The sequence below is a fragment of the Actinomadura chokoriensis genome (assembly GCF_039529475.1).
Classification (GTDB): Bacteria; Actinomycetota; Actinomycetes; order Streptosporangiales; family Streptosporangiaceae; genus Spirillospora; species Spirillospora bangladeshensis.
Map to the genome: position 1 here is coordinate 232,263 of NZ_BAAAMW010000009.1, position 14,382 is coordinate 246,644.

11 protein-coding genes are annotated in these 14,382 nt (G+C 75.1%); 4 read left to right on the plus strand and 7 right to left on the minus strand.

The genetic code is table 11. The annotated features are described in order from the left end of the window. Nucleotides 1-4 precede the first annotated feature (4 nt). Nucleotides 5-1,249 carry an enterobactin transporter EntS gene (gene entS, locus ABFX46_RS21425; protein ID WP_346044534.1) on the plus strand — a complete coding sequence of 415 codons (1,245 nt, stop codon included), beginning with the start codon at nt 5-7 and terminating at the stop codon, nt 1,247-1,249. Here the strand turns inward: entS and ABFX46_RS21430 are convergent, their stop codons facing one another. Genes ABFX46_RS21430 through ABFX46_RS21445 form a run of 4 tightly spaced genes read right to left on the minus strand, consistent with a single transcriptional unit; the run spans nt 1,250 to nt 7,459 of the window. Next, entirely contained in the window at nt 1,250-4,594 is a 3,345-nt protein-coding gene (locus ABFX46_RS21430) for an amino acid adenylation domain-containing protein (protein WP_346044535.1), read from the minus strand. Between the two features lie 35 nt (nt 4,595-4,629). Further along, a complete protein-coding gene (locus tag ABFX46_RS21435; protein WP_346044536.1) occupies nt 4,630-5,436 on the minus strand; it encodes an ABC transporter ATP-binding protein in 807 nt (268 codons plus the stop codon). Beyond that, nucleotides 5,433-6,458 (minus strand): FecCD family ABC transporter permease, encoded by a 1,026-nt coding sequence (locus ABFX46_RS21440; protein ID WP_346044537.1) that lies wholly within the window; start codon nt 6,456-6,458, stop codon nt 5,433-5,435. The genes ABFX46_RS21435 and ABFX46_RS21440 overlap by 4 nt, the downstream gene beginning before the upstream one ends. Then, a complete protein-coding gene (locus tag ABFX46_RS21445; RefSeq protein WP_346044538.1) occupies nt 6,455-7,459 on the minus strand; it encodes a FecCD family ABC transporter permease in 1,005 nt (334 codons plus the stop codon). Before ABFX46_RS21445 ends, ABFX46_RS21440 begins: the two co-directional genes overlap by 4 nt. Nucleotides 7,460-7,618: 159 nt before the next feature. Here ABFX46_RS21445 and ABFX46_RS21450 point away from each other — a divergent pair, with 159 nt between their 5' ends. Genes ABFX46_RS21450 through ABFX46_RS21460 form a run of 3 tightly spaced genes read left to right on the plus strand, consistent with a single transcriptional unit; the run spans nt 7,619 to nt 10,810 of the window. Beyond that, nucleotides 7,619-8,281 carry a TetR/AcrR family transcriptional regulator gene (locus ABFX46_RS21450; protein ID WP_346044539.1) on the plus strand — a complete coding sequence of 221 codons (663 nt, stop codon included), beginning with the start codon at nt 7,619-7,621 and terminating at the stop codon, nt 8,279-8,281. Then, nucleotides 8,274-9,176, plus strand: coding sequence for an ABC transporter ATP-binding protein (locus ABFX46_RS21455; RefSeq protein WP_346044541.1), 903 nt, complete (start codon nt 8,274-8,276; stop codon nt 9,174-9,176). Before ABFX46_RS21450 ends, ABFX46_RS21455 begins: the two co-directional genes overlap by 8 nt. After that, on the plus strand, nt 9,173-10,810 hold the full coding sequence (locus tag ABFX46_RS21460; RefSeq protein WP_346044543.1) for an ABC transporter permease: 1,638 nt from the start codon (nt 9,173-9,175) through the stop codon (nt 10,808-10,810). The genes ABFX46_RS21455 and ABFX46_RS21460 overlap by 4 nt, the downstream gene beginning before the upstream one ends. Before the next feature lie 145 nt (nt 10,811-10,955). Here the strand turns inward: ABFX46_RS21460 and ABFX46_RS21465 are convergent, their stop codons facing one another. The 3 genes from ABFX46_RS21465 to ABFX46_RS21475 form a co-directional block, all read right to left on the minus strand. Further along, entirely contained in the window at nt 10,956-11,975 is a 1,020-nt protein-coding gene (locus ABFX46_RS21465) for a Rieske 2Fe-2S domain-containing protein (RefSeq protein ID WP_346044545.1), read from the minus strand. Nucleotides 11,976-12,069: 94 nt separating this feature from the next. Continuing rightward, on the minus strand, nt 12,070-12,882 hold the full coding sequence (locus ABFX46_RS21470; protein WP_346044547.1) for an IclR family transcriptional regulator: 813 nt from the start codon (nt 12,880-12,882) through the stop codon (nt 12,070-12,072). Beyond that, nucleotides 12,879-14,381, minus strand: coding sequence for an acyl-CoA synthetase (locus tag ABFX46_RS21475; protein ID WP_346044549.1), 1,503 nt, complete (start codon nt 14,379-14,381; stop codon nt 12,879-12,881). The genes ABFX46_RS21470 and ABFX46_RS21475 overlap by 4 nt, the downstream gene beginning before the upstream one ends. Between the last annotated feature and the right edge of the window lies 1 nt (nt 14,382).

The window sequence follows — 14,382 nt, forward strand, 5'->3', positions numbered from 1 at the left end:
GAGGATGCTCCGGCGACTGGCCATGGACATCAGTCCGCTGCGCGACAGCAGGCCGTTCCGCAACGTGTTCATCGCCCGCACGGTCTCGGTCTTCGGGATCGGGATGCTGGCGGTCGCCCTCCCGGTGCAGGTCTACGGCCTGACGGGGTCCACCGTGCACGTCGGAGGGGTCTCCGCCGGGGAGGGCCTCGCGCTGCTGGTGGGGTTCCTGTGGGGCGGCGTGCTCGCCGACAAGGGCGACCGGCGGCGGCTCATGCTGCGCGCCCGGACGGCCGCCGGCATCGGGTTCGTGCTGCTGGCGCTGAACGCGTTCCTGCCGTCGCCGTCGCTCGCCGCCCTGTACGTCCTGGCGGCGTGGGACGGCCTGATGACCGGCATCAGCATCACCGCGCTGCTCGCCGCGACGCCCGCGCTGGTGAAGCCCGACAAGCTCGTCGCGGCGGGCGCCCTGAACGCGCTGACCGTCCGGCTCGGGTCGATGGCGTCGCCCGCGCTGGGCGGCGTCGTCGTGTCGGCGTTCGGCGTCGGCTGGAACTACGCGGCGGCGGCCGCGGGCACGCTGGGCACGATCGGGCTGCTGGCCGGCCTGCCGACGCTCAAACCCGTGGCCGAGGAGGCGCCGGCGAACCCGCTGACGGCCATCGCGGACGGGCTCCGGTTCGTCGCGTCCCACCGGGTCGTGGGCTCGCTGATGCTGCTCGGCCTGCTGTTCATGGTCGCGGGCGGCATTCCCGTGCTGATGCCCGCGTTCGCGGCCGAGAGCCTGGACGGCGGCGCCACCACGGTCGGGCTGCTGTTCGCGGCGCCGGCGTGCGGGGCGGTACTGGCGTCCGCCACGAGCGGATGGGCGGGCACGTTCCGCGCGCCCGGCCTGGCGCTGCTCGCCGCGTCCGTCACCGGGTTCGCGTCGCTCGCCTGCCTGGGGCTGGCCCGCCATCCGGCGCTCGCGGTCGCGATCCTGTTCGTCTTCGGGTTCGTCCAGTCGATCGAGGAGATCCTCCGGTACGGGCTGATCCAGATCCACACGCCCGATTCGCACCTGGGACGCGTCAACGCGCTGTGGGCGGCGCAGGAGACCGGCGGCGGCGCCATCGGCTCGCTGGGGGCCGGGGCCCTGGGGCGCTATCTCGCGCCGGGCGCCGCCATCGTCCTGTTCGGGACGGTCAGCGCCGTCCTCGCCCTGGTCCTGGCGCTGACCCTCGGCGGGCTCCGGACGGCGCGGATGCGTCCGGAGCCCGAGCCGGGCTGATCATCCGAGGCGGGCCGTGAGCTCCTCCTCGGTCATCGCCTCGACCTCCAGCCAGATGGCGGCGACCGCTTCCAGGCGCCCCGGCGTACCGTCCAGTTCGGCGAAGCGGCGGCAGGCGCGCGCGACGGTCCGCTCGGCGAACAGCACCCGGACCGGCAGGGCGGCCGTGTCGAGCGCCTCCCGCAGCCGCGCGACGACCGTGGTCGCGAGGACGGAGTCGCCGCCGAGGGCGAAGAAGTCGGCGTCCGCGCCGACGCGCTCCCTCCCCAGTACCTCGGCGACGATCCGGGCCAGGACCTTCTCCAGCGACGTTGCCGGTTCGGCGTAGGCCGCTTCGCCCTTCCCGGCGGCGGCCAAGGCGGTGAGGGCCTTGCGGTCGACCTTGCCGTTGGCGGTGAGCGGCAGCTCGTCCACGGGGACGAGCAGTTCGGGGACCATGTGCGGCGGCAGGAGGCCGCGCGCGTGGGCCAGCACCTCGCCGGGGTCGCCCGACGCCACGACCGCGGCGGCCAACCTGCCGCCGGCCAGCAGCGCGACGGCCCGATCGACGGAGGAATGGTCCCGCAGCGCGGCCTCGACCTCGCCCAGTTCGATCCGGAACCCGCGCACCTTGACCTGGTGGTCGCGGCGGCCGAGGAATTCGAGCGTGCCGTCCGGCCGGTAGCGGGCGAGGTCGCCCGTCCGGTACCAGCGCACGCCCGCGTGGACGACGAACCGGTCGGCGGTGCGCTCCGGGTCGCCGACGTAGCCGTCCGCGACGCCGGCGCCGCCGATCCACAGCTCGCCCGCCACCCAGTCGGGGCGGTCGCGGCCCAACTCGTCCACGACCCGGCACGCGACCCCGCGCAGCGGCACCCCGTACGGGACGGCGCGCCAGTCGGACGGCACCTCCCCCGCGACCTCCTGCACCGTCGAGTGGATCGCCGTCTCCGTCGTCCCGCCGAGCGCGGCGAACCGGCATCCCGGCGCGCGCTCTTCCAGCAGTGCGGGCAGGTGCGTGCCCACCCAGTCGCCGCCGAGCAGCACGAGCCGCAGGCTCTCCGGGCGGCCCGCGCGCAGCAGCATCTCCAGCACGGACGGGACGCAGTTGAGCACGCTCACCGACCAGCGGCGCACCAGCTCGGCCCAGCGGGCGGCGTCGCGCCGCTCGTCCTCGTCCGGCAGGACGACCGCGCCGCCCGCCGACCAGGGCGCGAACAGGTCGAACACCGACAGGTCGAAGTCGAGGGCCGACACCCCGAGCGTGATGTCGTCCTCCCCGATCGCGAACCGCTCGACCAGGTCGCCGATCGTGGCCATCGCCGCGCCGTGCGGCACCTCGACGCCCTTCGGCTCCCCGGTCGACCCGGAGGTGAACAGCACGTATGCGGCCTGGTCCGGGCGGACGGCGACGGGCCGCGCCAGCGGCTCCGCCTCGGCGATCCGGTCCGCGGTGAGCGACGCGGCGACGCCGGCGCTCGCGCGGATCCTGGCGCGGCGGGCGTCCGGCTGCTCGGGGCCGATCGGGACGTACGCGGCGCCGGCCGCGAGCACGCCGAGGGCGGCGGCGGCCTGCGCGGGGCCCTTCGGCAGCTCGATCGAGACGCGGTCGCCGGGCCGCACGCCCGAGGCGGCCAGCCCGGACGCGACGCGCAGAGCGCGGGAGGCCAGCTCGCCGTAGGTCAGCGTGCCGTCGTCGCCCCAGTGCAGGGCCGGGGCGTCCGGACGGCGCCGGGCGTGCTCGAAGAAGCCCTCGGTCAGCGTCGCCGGTGGCGGTGCGGGCGTCGCGTTCAACGCGTGCCGCACGCGGAGCTGGGACGCGGGGGCCGCAACGCCCAGCGGCGCGGACCAGTCGGCGCCGGGCGCGCCGAGCCGCGCGATCGCGGACGTGTACGCGCCGAACATCGCCTCGGCGACGCCGTCCGGGAAGGCCGGGACGCGCACGTCCCAGTTCAGCAGCAGGCCGCCGGACACCTCGGTGACCTGCGCGTCCAGCAGCACCTGCGGCCCCTGCGAGATGATCCACTCCGGCTCCCCGAAGTGCTCGCGCACGCGCTCGCCGAACAGCTCCCCCAGGTTCAGGGCGCTCGTGTACACGATCGGGGCGAGGACCTGCTCGCCGCGCAGCCGCGACAGGTCGCGCAGCACCTCCAGGCCCGAGTAGTCGCTGTGCGCGCCCGCCGTGTGCAGGTTCGCCTGGAGCCTCCGCGCCCGCTCGACGAACGGCAGGTCCTCCGCGAGGTCGGCCTCCAGCATGATGGAGCCGGTGAAGTCGCCGACGACCGAGTCCACGTCCGGGTGGACGGGCTCCCGGTGGAACAGCGGCAGGTTCAGCAGGAACCGCCGCGTCGCCGACCACGCGCCGACGACCTCGGCGAACACCGCCGCCAGTGCCATGGCGGGGGTGACGCCCTCGGCGTGCGCCCGCGCGGTGAACCGGCCCTTCTCCTCGGGCGGCAGCCAGTGGTGCTTGCGCTCGACCCGGTCGCCGGGCTCGGGCACGACGGGCAGTTCGGGCGGTCCGGGCAAGTCGGCGAGCCGTTCGGCCCACCACCGCCGGTCCTGCTCCCGTGCGGAGGCCCGCGGATCGTCGGCGAGGTAGCGCGCGTATCCGTAGCGGATCGGCGCGAGCGCCTCGCCCTCGTACAGCGCGGCGAGGTCGGCGAGCATGACGCGGTAGCTCATCGCGTCGGCCGCGACCATGTCGACGTCCAGGTGGAGGCGGGCGGTGCCGCCGGGCAGCAGGCTGAGGCGGGCGTCGAAGACGCGGCCGTCCTCGATCGGGAGGCGCTGCTCGGACATCTCCGCCCGGATCCGCGCCAGCTCGTCTTCGGCATCGCCCGCGCGCAGGTCGTGGACGGTCACGACGGGGCCGGGGCGGTCGGGCAGGATCCGCTGCGTCCCGTCGTCCGACACGGCGGCCCGCAGCATCGGGTGCCGCCGCACCAGCGCCCGCACGGCGTCCTCGAACCGGGCGGGGTCGATGGCGCGGCCGTCCAGTTCGACGTACAGGTGCGCGGCGACCGAGCCGAGCGCCTGGCCGGAGTCGCGGCCGATCCAGTACGCGTGCTGCATCAGCGCCAGCGGGAACGGGCCGCCGGGCTCGATGTCGGCCGGCTCCAGCGCGGGCGGCCCGGCGCTCACCTCCACCTGGCCCTTCTCGGCGAGCAGCTCCCACCACTCGGCGAGCGTGGGACGCTCGGCCAGCTCGGCGAAGCGGATCTCGATGCCGCGGCGGCGCAGCCGGCCGGTCAGCCGCATCAGCCGGATCGAGTCCATCCCGAGCTCGATGAGGTTGTCGTCCGCCTCCGCGCGCTCGCCCAGCACCTCGGCCAGCGCGGCGTGCAGCTCATCCCAGGTCAGCACGGAACCCCTCTCAAATTAGGTAAGGCTAACCTAATTCAGGAGGTTTTCGCGGTCAACGCCCGCCGCCGCCCGGCCGGGACGATCAGCGGCGTCTCGGTCTCCGGGTCGGGGATGACGCGGCACGGCAGCCCGAACACCCGCTCCACCAGACCGGCCGTCACGATCTCGGCGGGCGGCCCCTCGGCCAGCACCTCCCCGTCCCGCATCGCGATGAGATGGGTGGCGTAGCGGCAGGCGTGGTTGAGGTCGTGCAGGACCGCGACGAGCGTCCGCCCCTCCTCGTGGAGCCGCGCGCACAGGTCCAGGACCTCGATCTGGTGGGCGATGTCCAGGTAGGTCGTCGGCTCGTCCAGCAGCATGATGCCGGTCTGCTGGGCCAGGACGAGCGCGAGCCACACCCGCTGGCGCTGCCCGCCGGACAGCTCGTCCACCACCCGGTCGGCGAGGTCGGTGACGCCGACGGCGGCCATCGACTCGCGCACCACGGCCTCGTCCTCGCGCGACCACTGCCGCAGCAGGCTCTGGTGCGGGTAGCGGCCGCGCGCGACGAGGTCGCCGACCGTGATGCCCTCCGGGGTGAGCGGCGACTGCGGCAGCAGCCCGAGCCGCCGCGCGAGCCGCTTCGGCGGCAGCGCCGCGATCGGCTCGCCGTCCAGGTAGACGGTCCCCTCGCGGGGGCGCAGCAGCCGGGCGAGGGCGCGCAGCAGCGTCGACTTGCCGCACGCGTTCGGCCCGACGATGACGGTGAACGACCCGTCCGGGATCTCCACGCCGAGCCCCTCGGCGACGACGCGCTTCTCATAGGCGAGGGTCAGGTCCTCCGCGCGCAACCGGGTCGTCACGTCGTCCCCTTCCGTCCGGTGGTGGACAGCAGCCAGGCCAGGTACACGCCGCCGAGGACGCCGGTGACGACGCCCACCGGCACCGCGACCGGCAGATGGAGCGAGATGAGGTCGCCGCAGGCGAGCAGCGCGGCGCCGGTCAGCGCGGCGGGCAGCAGCTGCGCGCCGGGGCGGCGGGTCAGCCGGCGGGCGAGCTGCGGCGCGGCCAGCGCGACGAACGGGACGGGCCCGGCCGCCGCGGTCGCCGCCGCGACGAGCCCCACCCCGGCGACCGTGAGCAGCGCCCGCGTCCGCTGGACGGGGACGCCGAGCGCCTGCGCGGCGTCGTCGCCGAGCTCGCCCATGCCGAGCGGGCGGGCGAGCAGCAGCGCCGCCGGCACCAGCACGGCCAGCGCGGCCGCGAGCGGGACGGCCTGGTCCCAGTCGCGCCCGTTCAGGCTGCCGGTCAGCCAGAACGCGGCCTCGTAGGCCTCCCGCAGCTCGGCGCGGGTGATGAGGTAGGAGTTGAGCGCCTCCAGCATCGCCGCCGCCGCGACGCCGATCAGCACCAGCCGGACGCCGTGCACGCCGCCGCCCGGCCGGTAGGCGACCAGGTAGACGGCGAGGGCGGTGAGCACCGCGCCCGCGACCGAGGAGACCGTGATGGCGAGCGCGCCGCCCCCGAACACGAGGATCTGCAGCAGCGCGCCGGTCGCCGAGCCGGTGGTGAAGCCGATCAGGTCGGGGCTGCCGAGCGGGTTGCGGGAGATGCTCTGGAAGATCGCGCCGCTGAGCCCGAGCGCGAGGCCGGCGAGCAGCCCGGTCACCGCGCGCGGCAGCCGCAGCGTCTGGACGATGAACTCGGTGGCGCGGTCGCCCTGCCCGAGGACGGCGCGCACCACGTCCGGCGGGGAGATCGGGAACTCCCCCGAGCCGACGACCAGCACCGCCGCGGAGGCGGCGACCGCCGCGAGCGCCCCGCACACCAGCGCCTCCCGCGGCTCCCACCGCAGCGAGACGCCGCCCGCCCGCAGCACCCTCATAGGTCGCGCGTCCTTCCCCGCCGGACCATCACGGCGAACAGCGGCGCTCCGAGGAACGCGGTGACGATCCCGGTCTCCAGCTCGCCGGGCGTGACGACGCGGCCGATGATGTCCGCGCCGAGCAGCAGCACGGGCGCGAGCAGCAGCGAGTACGGCAGGACGAGCCGCTGGTCGGGCCCGGCGGCCGTCCGGACGATGAACGGGACGGCGAGCCCCAGGAACCAGATCGGCCCGGCCGCCGCCGTCGCCGACCCGCACAGCAGCACCACGGCGAGCGCGCCGAGCGCCCGCGTCCGGCCGGGGCGGGAACCGAGGGCGCGGCCCGCGTCGTCGCCCATGGCGAGCGCGTTGAGGGGGCGGGCGAGCGCCAGCGCCAGGACCGCTCCCGCCAGGATGAACGGGAGGACGCGGTAGAACACCGCCATCTCCCGGCCGCCGAGCGAGCCGACCTGCCAGAACCGGAAGCCGCTGAAGGTGCCGGGGGCGAGCAGCATGACGCCGGCCGTCATCGCGCTGAACACGGCGTTGACGGCGGCGCCGGCGAGGACGAGGCGCGCCGGCGACGCGCCGCCCCGGCCGCGCGCGCCGATCATGTAGACGAGGGCGGCGGCGCCCGCCGCGCCCGCGAACGCCGCCCAGACGTAGACGAGCACGTCGTCCACGCGGGTCGCGCCGATGACGAGGACGACCGCGAGGGCCGCGCCGCCGTTCACGCCGAGCAGCCCCGGCTCGGCGAGCGGGTTGCGGGTGAGGGCCTGCATCACCGCCCCGGCCAGGCCGAGCGCCATGCCGACGGCGACGCCGAGCAGGGTGCGCGGCAGCCGCAGCTCGTGGACGATCAGCTCCGCCCGCGACCCGCCGTCCGGGGAGAGCACGCCGGGCAGGACCCGCCTCAACGGCACGTCCCCGGCCCCGATCGCGAGGCTCGCGGCGACCGTCGCCAGCAGCACGGCCGCGAGGACGGGGAGCCAGAGCCTGCGCGAGGCCCGTCCCCCTTTCACCGGGGGGCGCGGCGGGGCGGTTCGCGCGGGCGACAACACAAGGTGAGGCTAGCCTAAGCTAACTTCCCCTTCAAGGTCACCCCCGCGCACGCTTTTCGACAATACATGCGTATGGTATACATGCATATTGGAGATTGAACGCTTGTATTGGAGTCATGCATGGCGGCGGAGAGGGACCCCGCGACCGAGGATCTGACGGCCCGCGCCCGCATCCGGGACGCGGCGCTGCTGCAGTTCGCCGAGCGCGGCATGAAGGGCGCGACGTTCCGCGGGATCGCCGAGGCCGCCGGCGTCTCGGTGGGGCTCGTCCAGCACCACTTCGGGTCGAAGGACGAGCTGCGCGAGGCGTGCGACGCCTACACGCTCGACACCGTCCGCCGGCTCAGCGACGCGAGCGGCGGCGCCGGCGACCCCGGCTTCCAGGCGTGGGCGGAGCGGCTCGGCCTGCCGGTGCGCCGCTACCTCGCCCGCGCGCTCGTCGACGGGTCCGCCGCCGCGGCCCGGCTGTTCGACGACCTGGTCGACACGACCGAGCGGTACCTCACCGACCCGCCGCCCGGGTTCACCACCCCCGACACCCGCGACGCGCACGCGTTCTCCGCCGCGATCGTCGCGATGACCGTCGGCGTCGAGGTGCTGCACGAGCACCTGTCGCGGGTGCTCGGCGCCGACACCTTCACCACCGAGGGCTCCCTGCGGCTGCGGCGCGCCGTCCTGGAGGTCTTCGCCGGGCGGATGCTCAGCCCGGAACTCGCCGAGCAGGGCCACGCGGCCATGGACGCCTACGAGGCCGCACTCACCGAGGAGCGGAACGATGGATGACGCCGTCGAGGCCGAGGGCCTGGTCAAGACGTTCGGCCGGACGCGCGCCCTGGACGGGCTCGCCCTGTCCGTCCGGCGCGGCGAGGTGCACGGCTTCCTCGGCCCGAACGGCGCCGGGAAGTCCACCGCGATCCGCGTGCTGCTGGGGCTGGTGCGCGCGGACGCGGGCACCGCCCGGCTGCTCGGCGGCGACCCCTGGCGCGACGCCACCGCCCTGCACCGCCGCATCGCCTACGTCCCGGGGGACGTGACGCTGTGGCCGAACCTGTCCGGCGGCGAGGTCATCGACCTGCTCGGGCGGCTGCGCGGCGGCCTCGACGAGCGGCGCCGCGCCGAGCTGCTCGGCCGGTTCGAGCTCGACCCGAAGAAGAAGGGCCGCGCCTACTCCAAGGGCAACCGCCAGAAGGTCGCCCTCGTGGCGGCGTTCGCGTCCGACGCGGAGCTGCTGATCCTGGACGAGCCCACGTCCGGGCTCGACCCCCTCATGGAGGAGGTCTTCCAGGAGTGCGTGCGGGAGGAGAGGCGGGGCGGCCGGACGGTGCTCCTGTCGAGCCACGTCCTCAGCGAGGTCGAGGCCCTCTGCGACCGCGTCACGATCATCCGCAGGGGCCGGACGGTCGAGACCGGCACGCTCGCCGACCTGCGGCACCTGACGCGCACGTCCGTCCGTGCCGAGCTCGCCGGGCCGCCGGACGGGATCCCGCTGCCGGGCGCGCACGACGTCCGCATCGAGGGCAACTCCATCGCGTTCGAGGTCGACACCCCGCAGCTGGACGCCGCGCTCCAGCAGCTGACGCGGATCGGCGTACGCGCCCTGACCAGCCGCCCGCCCACCCTCGAAGAGCTCTTCCTGCGCCACTACGAGGACGACCTCGCCGGGGAGGCGGCCTCATGACCGCGACGACCCTGCGCCCGCCGGCGCGCGCCGCCCGCCGCGACGGCGGCCTGTCCGGCGCGGGCCCGCTGCTGAGGCTGTGGCTGCGCCGCGACCGGATCATGATGCCCGCCTGGATTTACGGGCTGACCGCCTACGTCTCCAGCAACGCCTGCAGCTTCGGGCGCGAGTACGACACGCCGCAGGCCCTCGCGAGCTTCACGCGCGGCATCAATGGCAACCCGTCCACGCGGGCGCTGTACGGGCCCGTCCTGAACGGCGGCACGGCCGACGGGCTCACCGTGTGGCGCGTCGGCGCGACGGGCGCCGCGTTCACCGCCGTCATGTGCGTGCTGCTCGTCGTCCGGCACACGCGCGCCGAGGAGGAGACCGGCCGGCTGGAGCTGGTCGGCGCCGCCGCCGTCGGCCGCCGCGCGCCCCTGACCGCCGCGCTCCTCACGGCCGTGACGGCGGCCGCGACCCTGGCGGCCGCGGTCACCGGTGTGCTGGTCCTCTTCGGTCTGCCCGCCGCCGGGGCCGCCGCGCTCGGCCTGTCCTGGTTCGGCAGCGGGCTGGTGTTCGCCGGTGTCGCGGCGGTCGCGGCGCAGCTCGCCGAGACGTCCCGGACGGCGAACGGCCTCGCGTTCACCGTCCTCGGAGCGGCGTACCTGCTCCGGGCCGCGGCGGACGCCGGCGCGGCGCACTGGCTCTCGTGGTTGTCGCCGATCGGCTGGGCGCAGCACGTGCGGCCGTGCGCGGGCGAGCAGTGGGCCGTCCTCCTCCTGCCGCTCGCCGCGTCCGTGCTGCTCATCGCCGCCGCCTACGCGCTGACCGGACGCCGCGACCTCGGCGCCGGGCTCCTCGCCTCCTCCCTCGGCCCGGAGACCGCCGCGCCCTCACTGCGCAGTCCGCTCGCCCTGTCCTGGCGGCTGCAGCGCGGCACGCTGCTCGGCTGGTCCGCCGGGCTCCTGGTGTACGGGCTCGTGGTCGGCGGCATCGCGGCCGGGGCCGGCGACCTGGCGGGCGACAACGCGGCGATCGCGGACGACATCCGCCGGCTGGGCGGCCAGCGGAACCTGACCGACGCGCTCCTCGCCACGGCCATGGGCATCATGGGCCTGTTCGCCGCGGCCTACGCCGTGCAGAGCGTCCAGCGGCTCCGCGCCGAGGAGAGCGGCGGGCGGCTCGAACCCGTCCTCGCCACCGCCGTCGGCCGCATCCGCTGGGCCGTCTCCGGGCTCGCGGTCACGGCCGCCGGCACGGCCGTCCTGCTCGCGGTCGCCGGCATCGCCGTCGGCACCGTCCACGGCGCCCGCACGCACGACCTCGCCGGCCAGCTCCCCCGCCAGCTCGGCGCCGCCCTCGCGCAGCTGCCCGCCGTCTGGGTCATCGCCGCCGCGACGTTCCTGCTCTTCGCCGTCCTCCCCCGCGCCACGTCCGCCGGCTGGGCCGTCCTCACGGTCTGCCTGCTGCTGGGCCAGGTGGGCCCCCTCCTCGACGTCCCGCAGGCCGTCCTGGACATCTCGCCCTTCACCCACACCCCGAGACTCCCCGGCGCCGCATTCTCCGCCCTCCCCTTGGCGGCCCTGACCACCGCGGCGGCCGCCCTGGCGGCGGCAGGCCTGACGGCCTTCCGCCGCCGCGACATCGGCTGACGCTACGAGGCCGGGTGGTCAGGGTGGGCCAGGAGCCAGGTCCAGATCTCTATCGGGTCCTCGGCGGTGTGGTGGGCGCCGCAGTGGCAGATGCCCGTGAGGGTGTCCGAGCCCGGGGACCATTCGACCCGCAGGCGGCCCGAGCTCATCGGGCCGTCTGCCGCTGCAGGATGCGGCGGGCGGCGAGGCCGCCGGTGTCGATGTTGATGGACAGCTCCTGGTAGCCCTCCGGCTCGGACGCGATGACCTTCTCCAGGATGTTCAGCGCCTCGACGTCCTGGAGGACGACCGTGCGGTTGCTCTCGGCGAGGAAGGTGGAGACCTTCTCGTCGCCGAGGGCGAAGTCGCGGGCGACGAGCCAGAAGTCGTGGGTGCTCGTCTCCGTCTCGGGGGTGATGGCGTAGCCGATCTCGACGTGGAACGCCTTGGAGTCGTCGCCGTCCGGGCCGGGCTCCACGCCGGTGGGGGCGATGCGGCTGTGCAGGAGGTAGAGGCACGGCGGGTAGTACTCGATGTCCTGCCAGCGGTCGATGCGGCCCTCGATGCCGGTCGACTCCGAGTAGAAGGACGGGCACTCCACGTCCTTCATGCGGCGGCTCACGTAGACGATGCCGGCCTCCTCGTCGACCTCCGTGTTGATCGGGGTCTGCGCCACCTCCGGCGTGCCGATGTAGCCGGCGTGCAGGTACGTCTCGTGGGACAGGTCGAGGAGGTTGTCGACCAGCAGGTCGTAGCGGGCCGCGAGCGGCTCCATGCCGCGGACGGTCGTGTACTCGGGCGAGTCGAACCAGGTCGCGCGCGGGATCGCGGTGGGGTCGCCCTCGCCGTCGCCGATCCAGACCCAGACGAACGAGTCCTGCTCGACGACCTGGTAGGCGGGGACGCGGGCGGTGCGCGGGATGCGGGTCTGCCCGGGGACGGCGACGCACACGCCGTCGGGCGCGTAGGTGAAGCCGTGGTAGCCGCAGACGATCCTGTCGCCGTCCCGGTTGCTCTCCGAGAGCGGGAAGCGGCGGTGCACGCAGCGGTCGGCCAGGGCGACCGCCTCGCCGGCCCGGGTGCGATACATGACGAGGGGCTCGCCGCAGATCGTCCGGGCGAACAGGCCGTCGCCGATCTCCTGGCTGTAGGCGGCCACGTACCACTGGTTGCGCGCGAAGACCATGGGGTGTTCCTCCGTGATCGATGGGGTCACGACGACCTTCGCGGGGGGACGGTGACGGGGGCCACACGCATTCCGCTGGACGGAAGAACCCGGGTCAGCGGTTGTGCAGCGCCGTCTCCGGGGGGCGCAGCGCGCGGGGCGCGCCGAGGGCCCGGGAGATGCCGCGGGCGCTGGCGCGGACCACCGGGATCAGCGCCCGCGCGTCCCAGCCGTCGGACGGGACGACGATCGCGACGGCGGCGACGACCCGGTCGTCCGGGCCGTAGACGGGGGCGCCGACCGACAGCGCGAACGTCTCGACCTGGCCGTCGCTGATCGCGACGCCGGTGCGCCGGACCTCGGCGAGGACGCGCCGCAGGTCCGGCCCGGTGGCGATGGTCCGGTCGGTGAAGCGGCGCAGCGGCCCGGCGATGGCGCGCTCCTGCAGCGCGGTGTCGGCGTGCGCGAGCATCGCGAGGCCGACGCCCGTCGCGTGCGCGGGCCACCGGCCGCCGACGCGGGACAGGACGTGCACGGCGTCGCGGGCGGAGATCCGCTCGATGTAGACGACGTCGAGGCCGTCCAGGACGGCGAGGTGGACGTTCTCGTGCGTCGCCTCGTACAGGTCCTCCAGGAACGGCATCGCGGCGGCGCGCAGGGCGGGCCCGCGCGGCGCGAGCGCGGCGACCTCGAACAGCCGCAGCCCGATCCGGTACAGGCCGTCGGCGTCGCGCTCCAGCGCGCCCCAGGCGGCCAGCTCGCCGACGAGGCGGTGCGCGGTGGACAGCGGCAGGCCCGCGCGGCGGCTGATCTGCGTGATGGTGAGCGCGGCGCGCTCGGCGGAGAACGCCTCCAGGATGTCCAGGACGCGGCTGGTGACCGTGGGCCGCGTCCCGGTGCCCCTGCCGGCGGCCCTGTCGGCCGTCATGGGTCGCCGTACTCCTCCCGGAGCCGCGCCTTGAGGATCTTCCCCGCGGCGTTGCGGGGGATCTCCGCGGCCAGGCTCGCCGACTTGGGGATCTTGTAGCGGGCCAGCCGGCCGGACAGGGCGGCGAGCACCTTCTCCGGGTCGACGTCCGCGCCGGGCCGCGCGACGAGGACGGCGCGGCCGACCTCGCCCCAGGCGGCGTCCGGGACGCCGAAGACCGCGCATTCGACGACGTCGGGGGCGGCGGCGAGGATCGCGTGCTCGACCTCGGCCGGGTACACGTTCTCGCCGCCGGAGATGATCACGTCCTTGATGCGGTCGACGATGAACGCGTAGCCGTCGCCGTCGAGGCGGGCGGCGTCGCCGCTGCGGAACCAGCCGTCGCTGAACACGGCCGCGGTGTCGTCGGGACGCCCCCAGTAGCCGCGCATGACGTGCGGGCCCCGCACGACGATCTCGCCGGTCTCCCCTGCCGGGACGTCCGCCATGTCGGGGCCGACGACGCGCACGTCGCTGAAGAAGTGCGGCACCCCGGCCGAGCCCGCCTTCGACACGGCGTGGGCGGCGTCGAGGAACAGCGTGCCGGGAGCGGCCTCGGTCATGCCGTACCCCTGCAGGAACGTCAGCCCGCGCCGCTGGTAGGTCTCGATGAGGGACGGCGGCACCGGCGCGCCGCCGCAGGTGAGGATGCGCAGCGAGGACAGGTCGGCCTCGGCCCAGCCCGGCTCCCGGGCCACCCGCTCGAACATCGTCGGCACCCCGAACATGAACGTGATCCGCTGCTCCTCGATCATAGAGAGCGTCGCGGCCGGGTCGAACACGGCGGTGAGCACGCACGTCCCGCCCTTGAGCAGCACCGGGAGCGTGAGCATGTTGAGCCCGGCGGTGTGGAACAGCGGCGCCGACACGAGCGCCACCTCGCCCGCGACCAGGTCGTGGTCGATGAGGACGTTGACCGCGTTCCAGGTGATGTTGCCGTGGGTGAGCGTCGCGCCCTTGGGCCGCCCGGTCGTCCCCGACGTGTACATGATCATGCAGGGGTCGTCGAGCGCGACGGGCAGGTCGAGCGGGTCGTCGTCCTCGCCGGCCAGGAGCTCCTCGTAGGCGTCGAGCCCGATGTGCTCCCGGACGGGTGCGGCGCCGCGGACGCCGTCCACCAGTTCGGCGTGCGACGGCCCGTGGACCAGCACGGACGTGCCCGAGTCCGCGAGCTGGTAGGCGATCTCCGGCCCGGCGAGCCGCGTGTTGAGCGGGACGAAGATGCCGCCGAGCATCCCCGTCGCGAACAGCGTCTCCAGGAACGACGGGTGGTTGGGGCCGAGGTAGGCGACCCGGTCGCCGTGCCTGATCCCGAGGCCGCGCAGCGCGCGGGCGAGGCGCGCGGCGCGGCCGAGCAGCCCGGCGTAGGTGAGCGCCGCCCCCTCGTGGACGAGGGCGGCCGCCCCCGGTGTCTTGCGGGCGCGGCGCGCGGGCCACGACCCGAGTCCTTCGTTGCGCATG